Below are 10,272 nucleotides of genomic sequence, written 5' to 3' on the forward strand. Positions count from 1 at the left end.
GCGGGGGACCTCGGTCCGCGTATGACCGAAACGCTCAGGCTCGCGACCCGCGGGTCGGACCTGGCCCTCCGGCAGGCCGAGACCGTCCGCGACGCGCTCTCGAGCCGGCGCCGCGACGTCGAACTCCGGCAGGTGGAGACGCGCGGCGACCAGATCCCCGACGAACTGATCCACCGCCTCGGGAAGACGGGCGCGTTCGTGCGCGCCTTAGACGAGGAGGTGCTCGGCGGCGACGCCGATCTCGCGGTCCACTCGCTGAAGGATCTCCCCACCGAGGAGATGGACGACCTCGTCGTCGCGGGCGTCCCGGAGCGCGCCCCCTCCGGCGACGTGGTCGTCCACCCGGACGGGCTCGGCATCGAGGACCTCCCGTCGGGCGCCGTCGTCGGCACCGGCTCGCTTCGCCGGGGCGCGCAGATCCGGGCGGCCCGGCCCGACCTCACCGTCGAGCCGATCCGCGGCAACGTCGACACGCGCCTTGAGAAGCTGCTCGCGCCCGGCCTCCAGGCGGAACACGAGCGTCGGCTGATCGCCTCCGGCGAGGCGAGCGCCCTGACCGCCGAGGGCGACGAGACGGACGACGAGAGCGACTCCGAAGACGGCGACGACGCGAGCGACGAGATCGACGCCGACTTCGACCGCACCGTCGAGGAGTGGTTCGACTCGCTGTCGGACCTCGAACGCGCGGCGATGGAGCGGCAGGTCGAGACCGAGTACGACGCGGTCGTCCTCGCCGAGGCCGGCCTGCGCCGCTCGAACCTCTTCTACGAGGTGGAGACGACGCGACTCCCCCGCGAGGAGTTCGTCCCCGCGGCCGGGCAGGGCGCCATCGCGGTCACCGCGAGCGACCCCGACGTGATCGAGGCGGTCCGCGACGCGGTCGACCACCCGCGGACGCGCGTCGCGGTCACCGTCGAGCGGACGGTCCTCGGCGAGCTCAACGGCGGCTGCGTCGCGCCAATCGGCGTCTCTGCGATGGTCCAGGGCGAACACGTCCACGTCCGAGCGCGGGTGCTCTCGACCGACGGCACCGAGGAGGTGGCCGACACCCGCGACCTGCCGGTCCGGTCGCACGCGACGGCCGCGGCGGAGTTCGCCGCCGACCTCGCGGACCGCGGCGCCGACGACCTGATCGCCGAGGCGCGCGAGGCGGCGGAGACCGGGGAGGACGATGAGTGAGGACGGGGCCGGTACCGGCGCGGGTCCCGGACCGAGCACGGACGAGCCCCCGACCCGCGGACGGGACGACCGAGTCGGCACCGTGTTCCTCGTCGGCTCCGGGCCGGGCGACCCGGATCTGCTCACCGTCAAGGCGAAGCGCCTGATCGAGTCGGCCGATGTGGTGCTCCACGACAAGCTCCCGGGCCCGGAGATCCTCGGCGAGATCCCGGAAACGAAGCGGGAGGACGTGGGGAAACGCGCCGGCGGCGAGTGGACGCCCCAGGAGTACACCAACCGGCGCATGGTCGAGCTGGCCCGCGAGGGGAACCGCGTCGTCCGGCTGAAGGGCGGCGACCCGTTCGTCTTCGGCCGTGGCGGCGAGGAGGCCGAGCACCTCGCCGAGGCGGGGATCCCGTTCGAAGTCGTCCCCGGCGTCACCTCGGCCATCGCCGGGCCCGCGGTCGCCGGCATCCCGGTGACGCACCGCGACCACGCCTCCTCCGTCTCGTTCGTCACGGGCCACGAGGACCCGACGAAAGAGGAGTCGGCGGTCGACTGGGAGGCGCTCGCGGCGACCGGCGGGACCGTCGTCGTGCTGATGGGCGTCGGGAAGCTGCCGGCGTACACCGCCGAACTCCGCGACGCGGGCCTCGACGGCGACACGCCGGTCGCGCTCGTCGAGCGCGCCACCTGGCCGGACATGCGCGTCGCGACCGGCACGCTCGACACCATCGTCGACGTCCGCGACGAGGCCGGGATCGAGCCGCCCGCGATCACCGTGATCGGCGACGTGGCCGCGACCCGCGACCGCGTCGTGACGCTCCTCGAAAACGCCGGCTCGGCGCCGGTTCGGTCGGCGAGCGAGGCAGAGAGCACAGCGAGCGAGGCGGAGAGCGCGGAGGAGGGGGGAGCCGACGGCTCGGCCGGGGGTGACGGGGCGTGAGCGGAGAGGGGGACCGAAGGCCGCGCGTGGCCGTCTTCCGCCCCGACGACGAGCGGATCGAGTCCGCGGTCGAGCTGCTCCGGTCGCTCGGCGCGGAGCCCGTCGCCGACCCGATGCTCGAGGTCGAGCCGACGGGGGCCGTCCCCGCCGACGCGCCCCTCGTCGTGCTCACGAGCAAGACCGGCGTCGAACTGGCCGTCGAGGCGGGCTGGGAGCCCGGCGACGCTGCCCTCGCTGCCATCGGCCCCGCCACCGCGGCGGCCGCCCGCGAGGCCGGCTGGTCCGTCGATGTCGTCCCCGAGGAGTACACCTCCGCCGGCCTCGTCGCGGCGCTCGAACCGCGGGTCGCGGGCGAGCGCGTCGTCGTCGCCCGCTCGGACCACGGCAGCGACGTCCTCCTCGACGGGCTCCGCGAGGCCGGCGCCGACGTGACCGAGACCGTGCTGTACCGGCTCACGCGGCCGGCGGACGCCGGCGACTCCGCCGAGCTGGCCGCGGCCGGCGACCTCGACGCGGCCGCGTTCACCTCCTCGCTGACCGTCGACAACTTCCTCGCGGCGGCCGCCGACCGCGGCGTCGAGGAGGCGGCGCGCGCCGGACTGGCGGACGCGGTCGTCGGCGCCATCGGCCCGCCGACCGCGGAGACGGCCGCCGACCGCGGCGTCGACGTCGACGTCGTCCCCGACGAGGCGTCGTTCGACGCGCTCGCGACCGCGGTCGTCGACGCGCTCGACGGGAAATCGGACCGCCGCGACTGACGCCGCCGACCGAGACTGCGAGCGACGCGCGCGCTGCGAACCGTCACGCGCGGACCGAGTCTCTTTCTCCGATAACCGGCGACTGTCGCGACTGCGACGACCGTCCCGGTCTACGGGCTCGAACGAAACACCTGTCGGACAGATCTATCAGCCGAAACGATCCGTAGTATCATGTTCGATATTCGGAGGACGTAATTTATACCTGAGTACGTGGGATAGCGTGTCATGGAACCGAGCGAGCGCTGGCTGCTGCGGGTCGAGGATGACGTCCTCGTGGTCGAGTTCCCACACGGGACTGGACTGAGCCCCGCGGACGGCGAAGCGCTGCTCGACCGGTGGCGGGGCGCGGCGGATCCCGACACCGTCAACGCCGTCGTGATCGTGGTGCGGACGAGCCGGCCGTGTTCTGACGCCGGCCGCCGGGCGCTCCGCGAGTCCGCGCAGATCGCGGTCGCCCGCGGCGTCGACCGCTTCGCCGTCGTCGGGCAGCGCTCGAAGCGGCGGTACCTCAAGCGGACCATCGACGTCGAGGGAGTCGACACCGAAGCGTTCAACGACGACGACGCCGCGATGCGGTGGGCGAAGTGCCCGTCCGCGGCCGCCTCGTCGGTCGAGAGCTCCTCGTAGTTAGCTCCCCCTCGCAGTCTCGTTCTCCGCGTCGTCCGTCTCGTTGCCCCCGGTAGCGTCGCCTCCCTCGGTGTCGTCGTCGGGCGTCTCCGTATCGTCGTCCTCCTCGTCGTCCTCGTCTGCTTCCGAGTCGTCGCCTTCGGACTCCCCGTCGTCGTCTTCCTCGGCCTCGTCATCCTCGTCCTCGTCGTCATCGTCGCCGATCTCGTTGACGTCGACGTCGCGGCCCGCGACCCCGCTGCCCGAGATCACCGGTTTGAGGATGTAGCCGTTGTTCTTCCCGCGCTTGACGACGTTGATGTCGAAGACGAAGCTGACCGGCTCGTCGGGCGTGACCTCGAACCCGTTCGTGATCTGGAGCTTCTCGCTCGGGAGTTTCACGTCGACCGCCTCACCGTCGACGACCCCCTCGACGTTCGAAACCTCGAGTTCGATCTTCTCGTAGCTTCCCGCCGGGATCTCACCGTCGAACACCGCAATGGCGTCCTCGTCGATCACCTGCGTGAGATCGACCGTCGCGCCGCCGAGTTCGGCGACCGTGAAGCCGCGGCCTTCGTCTTCGTCTTCCTCGTCGTCGTCCTCGTCATCCTCGTCTTCCTCGTCGGCCGCTTCCTCGTCGGCCGCTTCGGTCTCTCCGTCGTCTGTCTCGTTCGCGCCGTCGTCTTCGTCGACCGTTCCGTTCAGGGCCTCGTCGTCCTCGTCGGCCGCCGTGGCGTTCTGATCGTCGTCGTCCGATTCTGCTTCGTCCTCGTCGACATCTTCCTCGTCTTCCTCGTCCTCCCCATCGTCGTCGTCCTCCTCCTCGTCGCCGTCCCCCGCCTCGAAGACCCGAGCCCGGTCGAGGGTAACGTTCAGGCTGTCGAAGTCACCGATGTCGGCGGGGGCGTCGCTGATGAGGAGCCGGAAGTTTCCGGTGGTCGTCTGTGAGCCGTCGGAACCGTCCGAGCCGTCCGAGCCGCCAGACGACGGGAGAGACGCGTCGCCGGCGCAGCCGGCGAGCAGCGTCGCGCTCGCGCCGGCGCCGATGGCCACGAACTCCCGGCGGCGGACGCCGTCGGTGGACGCGTCCGTCGCGCGGCCGTCGCCTGTCGTTCGCGATCCGTCGTCGCCCGTCGTCCGCGATCGGTCCGTCATAGTGAATCGACGAACGGGGGCTGTACGGGTATAAATGAGAGATACTCCGCCCGAATTTGGGCGGATAAAGCCGGTTTTAGCGACGAGCGCGGCGATTCGGGAAGACAAAAGGCGATCTCGCGACCGCGGGCTACGGTTCGGCCGTCTCAATGCCGGCCGCTTCGACCACGCGCTCCGCGTGTCGCGTCGCGCGCTCGCGGACCGCCGCCGCGTCGATCCCGACGTGTTCGCCGTCCGCGTAGCGGACCTCGCCGTCAACCATCGCGAAGGTCACGTCGTCGCCGTGGGCGGCGTACACCAGATGGGAGAGCGGGTCGTGGAGCGGCGTCGCTCGGGTGATGTCGGTCGTGAGGCCGATCACGTCGGCGCGGTGGCCCTCGCGCAGCGCGCCGAGGCGGTCGAAGCCGGCGGCGCGGGCGCCGCCTTCGGTCGCCATCTCCAGTACGGTCGCGGCCGGGAGGCGGGTCGGGTCGCGGGCGTCGACCTTCCCGAGGAGGCTCGCCTGCCGCATCTCCGTGAAGGGATCGAGGGTGTTGTTGCACGGCGGGCCGTCGTTGCCGAGCGCGACCGTGATCCCGCGGTCGAGGTAGTCGTGGACCGGGGCGATCCCGGAGGCGAGCTTCATGTTCGAGGAGGGGCAGTGCGTGACGACCGTGTCCGTCTCGGCGAGCAACTCGCGCTCGCGCTCGTCGGTGTGGACGCAGTGCGCGAGCGTCACGTCCGGGCCCGTCAGGCCGACCTCGTCGAGCCAGAGGATGTTTCGGCGCCCCGTGTCGGCCTCGACCGCCTCGATCTCGTCCTCGTTCTCGCTGGCGTGGGTGTGGATCGTCACGCCGTCGTACCGGTCGGCCAGCTCGCGGCAGCCGCGCAGGCAGGCCTCCGTACAGGTGACGGCGAACCGCGGCGTGACCGCGTACCGGACCCGGCCGTCGGCGGCGCCGTGGTACTCCCGGATGAGGGCCTCGGTCTCCGCGAGCGCGGCGTCGGTCTCCTCGATGAGCCCGTCCGGAGACGCCTTGTCCATCAGCACCTTGCCGAGCCGCGCGCGGATCCCCGTCTCGATCGCGGCCTCGAACGCCTCGTCGGCGTGGTTCACGGAGAGGTGGTCGACGACGGTGGTCGTCCCCGATTCGAGACACTCCAGGTACCCCAGCTCGGCCGCGGCCCGGGTGGCCTCGGCGTCCATCGCGGCCTCCATCGGGAGTACGGCGTCGAACAGCCAGTCGAGAAGGGCGTCGTCGTCTGCGATCCCCCGCCCCAGCGACTGGACGGAGTGGACGTGGCCGCCGACGAGGCCGGGCGCGACGAGGTCGAACGCGCGCCGCTCGTGGTCGGGGTAGCGGTCGCGGAGGATAGCCTCGTCGCCGACCGCGACGATCGTTTCCCCCTCGACGACGACGGCGCCGTCGGGAATGACGGTCTCGGAGTCGGCGACGACGGTTCCGGCTAGCAGCATGTCCGTCCGTTTCTGACGGTCGACTCCTAAGAGGCTGTCCGTTCGCGACCCCCCGGTCGCGTCCAATCGGGGCTGCCGGGCGAACAACCGGAGAGACGGCAGATCAGCCCGCCAACAGCGACGCGATATATAAACGCGGGTGAGCGGTCGCGATGTTCAGCTAAAAGGGGCGGCGCGGTGGCGCGTGCCGGCGAGGCCGCCCCGCGGCCGAGCCGCACGCGCGAGGGAGTCGCTGGCGGCGCCAGCCGCCTGCGACGAGGCTGGGGAGGCGTGAGGCTACGATGCGGAGCGGGGTGGGACTCAAAGGGGCAGTCGCGAGGGCGAAGCACGGCGACGCAAGCACCGCAGTGAGTGAGCGAAGCGAACGAGCGAGGAGCACAGCGAGCCGCGCGAGTCCTCGCGACTGGGGCTTTGGAGGTGTTCGTCGTCGATCCGCTGTCGATCATTTATAAAAGAGCGGTCGAGACTGTCGGCATCCCACGGTCAACCTCTTTTAAATAGCCACCAAGTCGTTCTGATTCGACCTATACCAATCGGCGGTCACGAAACGCGCGGATCACGTCCTGGCGCGCGATTATCCCGACGATCCGTCCCTCCTCGTCGACGACGGGCACGCGGTTGATGTCGGGGTCGCCGCCGACGAGCAGGTCCAGCACATCGTCGACGTCGGCGTCCGGCGTCACCGTCGCCACGTCGGTGCTCATCACCTCGGAGATCGGGCGGTCCGCGTTGCGGATCAGGTCGACGCCCAGATCGATGTCGGCCCACGGCCGCTTCACCTGATAGGAGAGCGTGTCCACGAACGGCGGGAGTCCGATCGGGATCCACAGCGTCTCGTCTTCGGGTTCGAACAGGTCGACGAGGTCGGACTCGGTGACGACCCCGACCACCCGCTCGTCGTCGTCGACCACCGGGAAGCCGCTGAACTCGTAGCGGGCGAACCGCTTGAACGCCTCGGCGACGTCGTCGTCGGGCGAGACCGTCTTCACGTCCGGTTCCATCAGGTCGCGGGCGGTCAGTGTCATACCGGAGCGTCACGGCGGGAGGCCGTAGGCGTTTCGCCCAGATCCCGCCGACGCAACGGATTTTCGCACCGACGTAACGCAAGTACGCGCCGACGCAACGGACTTACCGACCGCGAACGCAGTCGCTCACATGTATCACAAGGGTCACGTCGGGGCGTCGCTCCTCGTCTACGCCCCGTTCGGGTTCCTCGTCACGGCCCTCGCCTCGATAGAGGCCGGGCTCGTCGTCGCCGCCGCCGTCGCCTCGATGGCGATGGTCCCCGACCTCGACACCCGCGTCCCCTTCGTCAAACACCGAGGGATCACCCACACCGTCTGGTTCGCGCTGCTCGTCGGCGCCGCCTTCGGGGCGCTCGGGCTGGCGGTCGGGCTCCAGCGCGGAATCGCCGAGGCGCTCTTCTTCGGCGGTTTCGGGTTCCTGTTCGGCGGCGTGACGATCGTCTCGCACATCCTCGCGGACGCGCTCACGCCGATGGGTATCCGGCCGTTCGCGCCCGTGCGAGACGACGAGTACACGCTCGATCTGGTCGCGGCGGCGAACCCGGTCGCGAACTACGCCCTGTTGGGACTGGGCGGCGTCGTCGTCGCGGTCGCGCTCGCCGCCGGCGCGGCGGTTCCGGTGTAAGGGTGCCGGCGGCGGGCGAAGTAAGAGTGCCGGCGGCAAGCGAAAGCGGTGTCGTCACTAGCGATGTCAACAATATGGTGTATGGCCGGGGTGGGCTCCGAACCCACGATCTCCGCATGTCCCAGGTCCGAGGCTCGGCGGAGCCACGGGAAGGACGCGGACGCTTCCAAGGCGTCACCGCACCGAATCTCCGAACCCTATGAGTGCGGCGCTATGTCCAGCTAAGCCACCCGGCCTCATCAGTTCGTACCGCGATGAGACTCTTTAACCTTCCCATCCGTCGGAGGGTTGTGAACCGATCGCAGATCGCCGCGGGCGGTCGCTTCCGGGCCCAACACGGACCCAGAGACGCCGTGCGTCCCGGCCGCGGACACCGCGGTTCAGCGCGCGCCGAACGCGGCCCGACCGCGCTCGCGGCCGACCCAGCGGATTTATGCCGGGCGCGGCGTATTCCGGGCGTATGAGCCTTCCCGAACTGCTCGCGGGGACCGTCGGCGACGAGGACGTCGTCGCCGAGGTGCCGCTGGGCGGTGACGATCGACTCGCGGTCACGCCCACCCGGACCCTCGTCTACCGCGGCGACGGACTGCTGTCCGACGAGTCCGTCGACGAGTACGGACACGATGTCGAGCGGATCGAGGTGTCGACGGGGCGCCGCAAGGCGAAGATCACCCTCGGGTACGGCCTCGACGGCGACGAGACGCTCTCGGTCCCGACCAAGCGCGTCGACGACGTCCTCCACCCGGTCCTCGCCGGCGTCCTCTCGGCGAGCGGCGTCACCGACCCCGGCGAGACGGTCGTGCGCACCTTCCGCTTCTCGGAGCTCACCCTGATCGTCACCAGCGATCGGCTGGTCAAACACGTCGGGTCCGCCGTCTGGGACCCCGAGTTTGAGGAGTTCCACTACGCGGACCTCACCGGCCTCGACTTCGAGGAGGGAACCGTCGCCACCGCGGTGGTCCTCGTCCACGACGGCCGCTCGGAGCGGTTCAAGGCCCCCAACGAGTCCGCCCGCGCGGTCCGGGAGACCCTCGCCGATGCGGTGTGCTCGTTCCACGGCGTCGAGAGCTTAGAGGAGTTCCGGGTCGCCACCGCCGAGGAGGCCGAGTCGACGCCCGACGCCGAGCCGAGCGGCACGACGGACTTCGGCGAGGGGCCCGACCCGCTCTCGGCGTCCCCCGCCGCCGACGCGGAGGCCGACGCCGGCGGACCCGAACCGGAGGCCGCGCCCGGCGCCGACGAGCCGACTCCGGGAGCGGCCCCCCGTTCCGCGGCCGACGACACCCCAGCCGAGGGAACTGCGGCGTCACCGTCGGTCGAGTCGGCCGTGGAGTCCTCGGAACCGGCCGAGGGCGACGGCGACCCGCTCGACGGGGACCCGCTCGCGACGGACGCGGCGGTCGACGACGCGACAGCCGATCCGCTCGACGACGCGACGGCCGATCCGCTCGACGACGCGACCGCGACGGAGAGCGCGTCGGCCGCCGAGGAGATCGAACGAGCGGGCGAAGAAGAGGCCGCGTCGCCGGTCGACGGCGAAGCGCTCGCGGCGGACACGGCGGTCACCGACTCGGAGGCTGGAGCCCCCGTCGCCGACGCCGGCAGCGTCGCGCCCGAGGACGAGGGTGACGGCCCCGTTCGGGGCGACGACGCGTTCGACGGGTCGCCGTTCGAGAGCGCCGGCGTCGAAGACGCGGATCTCACGAGCGAGGTCGCCGCGCTGCGGCGTACCGTCGAGACGCAGTCCGAGCGCCTCGATCGGCAGTCCGCGCTCATCGAACAGCTGATCGAGGAGCTCCGTCGAGGGCGGTGACCGGGCCGCACCCCCGCGCGGCGCATTCCCTCAAATCGGTCGCTCTAATTCTCTCGGCTGAAACTCGCGTCGGATCCGTTATCCGGACGGCGACGAACCCCCGACCGTGATAGGCGGACTGGGCGCTCGAGTCGGCGCTGTGTTGAGCGGCATCTCCAGCACTGAGGGGCGGCTAGCGGTCACCGCCGCGATCGGCCTCCTGACCCTTGCGATCGGGTGGCTGCTGCTGCCGAAGGCGGTCCGCGCCGGCGAGCAGACGGTCTCGAGCTGGATCGAGCGCCTCCTCGAGGGTCACCTGACCGATTCGACCCAAGGGGCGATCGAGACGCTGCGCGAGGGGGTCCCCGCCTCGTTCCTCCTGCGTCTCGCGGTCGGGCTCTTACGGGAAATACGAGGCGAAAGCCTCGCGCTTCAGCGCGGGGATGAAGCCAACCAACAGTATTCAACCGCCGTCAATGGCATAGACGGGGTTCCAACGCAGTCTTTAAGCCGTCCAACCGTGATAGTATACATAGATGGTAAAGAGTACCCGTCACGCGAAATACGAACTCTACTACCACATAGTGTTTGTACCGAAATATCGGCGTTCGCACCTGACGGGGGAGACGAAGGAACGTCTCGAAACCATCTTCGCGGAAATCTGTGAGGACAAGGGCCTCGAACTGGTCGAGTGCGAAGTCATGCCCGATCACGTACACCTGTTCATCGGAAGTCCACCCAAGAACGCCCC

10 protein-coding genes and 1 tRNA gene are annotated in these 10,272 nt (G+C 70.5%); 7 read left to right on the forward strand and 4 right to left on the reverse strand.

All coding sequences use genetic code 11. From position 1 onward, the window contains the following. Nucleotides 1-21 precede the first annotated feature (21 nt). The 4 genes from hemC (at nucleotide 22) to F3H13_RS15155 (ending at nucleotide 3,489) form a co-directional block, all read left to right on the forward strand. Entirely contained in the window at nucleotides 22-1,179 is a 1,158-nt protein-coding gene (hemC, locus tag F3H13_RS15140) for a hydroxymethylbilane synthase (RefSeq protein WP_149799832.1), read from the forward strand. Further along, nucleotides 1,172-2,104, forward strand: coding sequence for a uroporphyrinogen-III C-methyltransferase (gene cobA / locus F3H13_RS15145; RefSeq protein WP_149799833.1), 933 nt, complete (start codon nucleotides 1,172-1,174; stop codon nucleotides 2,102-2,104). The genes hemC and cobA overlap by 8 nt, the downstream gene beginning before the upstream one ends. Further along, complete coding sequence (locus F3H13_RS15150; RefSeq protein ID WP_149799834.1) at nucleotides 2,101-2,862, forward strand: uroporphyrinogen-III synthase; 762 nt, start codon at nucleotides 2,101-2,103, stop codon at nucleotides 2,860-2,862. Before cobA ends, F3H13_RS15150 begins: the two co-directional genes overlap by 4 nt. Nucleotides 2,863-3,087: 225 nt before the next feature. After that, nucleotides 3,088-3,489, forward strand: coding sequence for a hypothetical protein (locus tag F3H13_RS15155; RefSeq protein ID WP_149799835.1), 402 nt, complete (start codon nucleotides 3,088-3,090; stop codon nucleotides 3,487-3,489). On the opposite strand, the gene F3H13_RS15160 is transcribed toward F3H13_RS15155, so the two are convergent. The 3 genes from F3H13_RS15160 to F3H13_RS15170 all read right to left on the reverse strand — a co-directional run bounded on the left by F3H13_RS15160 (nucleotide 3,490) and on the right by F3H13_RS15170 (nucleotide 7,104). Further along, nucleotides 3,490-4,623, reverse strand: a complete 1,134-nt coding sequence (locus F3H13_RS15160; RefSeq protein ID WP_149799836.1) for a DUF4382 domain-containing protein — start codon at nucleotides 4,621-4,623, stop codon at nucleotides 3,490-3,492. Nucleotides 4,624-4,753: 130 nt separating this feature from the next. Beyond that, entirely contained in the window at nucleotides 4,754-6,079 is a 1,326-nt protein-coding gene (locus F3H13_RS15165) for a 5'-deoxyadenosine deaminase (RefSeq protein ID WP_149799837.1), read from the reverse strand. A gap of 524 nt (nucleotides 6,080-6,603) precedes the next feature. Next, nucleotides 6,604-7,104, reverse strand: a complete 501-nt coding sequence (locus tag F3H13_RS15170; RefSeq protein WP_149799838.1) for a CBS domain-containing protein — start codon at nucleotides 7,102-7,104, stop codon at nucleotides 6,604-6,606. Nucleotides 7,105-7,234: 130 nt separating this feature from the next. Here F3H13_RS15170 and F3H13_RS15175 point away from each other — a divergent pair, with 130 nt between their 5' ends. Beyond that, nucleotides 7,235-7,729: a metal-dependent hydrolase gene (locus F3H13_RS15175; protein WP_149799839.1), complete on the forward strand. Its 495-nt coding sequence runs from the start codon at nucleotides 7,235-7,237 to the stop codon at nucleotides 7,727-7,729. Between the two features lie 82 nt (nucleotides 7,730-7,811). On the opposite strand, the gene F3H13_RS15180 is transcribed toward F3H13_RS15175, so the two are convergent. Beyond that, a tRNA-Met gene (locus F3H13_RS15180) sits at nucleotides 7,812-7,965 on the reverse strand. A 224-nt stretch (nucleotides 7,966-8,189) separates the two neighbouring features. On the opposite strand from F3H13_RS15180, the gene F3H13_RS15185 reads away from it, so the two are divergent. After that, nucleotides 8,190-9,542: a DUF7115 domain-containing protein gene (locus F3H13_RS15185; protein WP_149799840.1), complete on the forward strand. Its 1,353-nt coding sequence runs from the start codon at nucleotides 8,190-8,192 to the stop codon at nucleotides 9,540-9,542. A gap of 515 nt (nucleotides 9,543-10,057) precedes the next feature. Next, the coding region (gene tnpA, locus F3H13_RS15195; RefSeq protein WP_149799841.1) for an IS200/IS605 family transposase at nucleotides 10,058-10,272 on the forward strand (215 nt) is incomplete at its 3' end.

Source organism: Halorubrum xinjiangense (assembly GCF_900102375.1).
GTDB lineage: Archaea > Halobacteriota > Halobacteria > Halobacteriales > Haloferacaceae > Halorubrum > Halorubrum xinjiangense.

Coding starts and splice junctions, on each gene's coding strand:
- hemC (WP_149799832.1), top strand. CDS start 22: ATGACCGAAACGCTCAGGCTCGCGACCCGCGGGTCGGACCTGGCCCTC.
- F3H13_RS15160 (WP_149799836.1), bottom strand. CDS start 4,623: ATGACGGACCGATCGCGGACGACGGGCGACGACGGATCGCGAACGACA.
- F3H13_RS15165 (WP_149799837.1), bottom strand. CDS start 6,079: ATGCTGCTAGCCGGAACCGTCGTCGCCGACTCCGAGACCGTCATTCCC.
- F3H13_RS15175 (WP_149799839.1), top strand. CDS start 7,235: ATGTATCACAAGGGTCACGTCGGGGCGTCGCTCCTCGTCTACGCCCCG.
- F3H13_RS15155 (WP_149799835.1), top strand. CDS start 3,088: ATGGAACCGAGCGAGCGCTGGCTGCTGCGGGTCGAGGATGACGTCCTC.
- F3H13_RS15170 (WP_149799838.1), bottom strand. CDS start 7,104: ATGACACTGACCGCCCGCGACCTGATGGAACCGGACGTGAAGACGGTC.
- F3H13_RS15185 (WP_149799840.1), top strand. CDS start 8,190: ATGAGCCTTCCCGAACTGCTCGCGGGGACCGTCGGCGACGAGGACGTC.
- cobA (WP_149799833.1), top strand. CDS start 1,172: ATGAGTGAGGACGGGGCCGGTACCGGCGCGGGTCCCGGACCGAGCACG.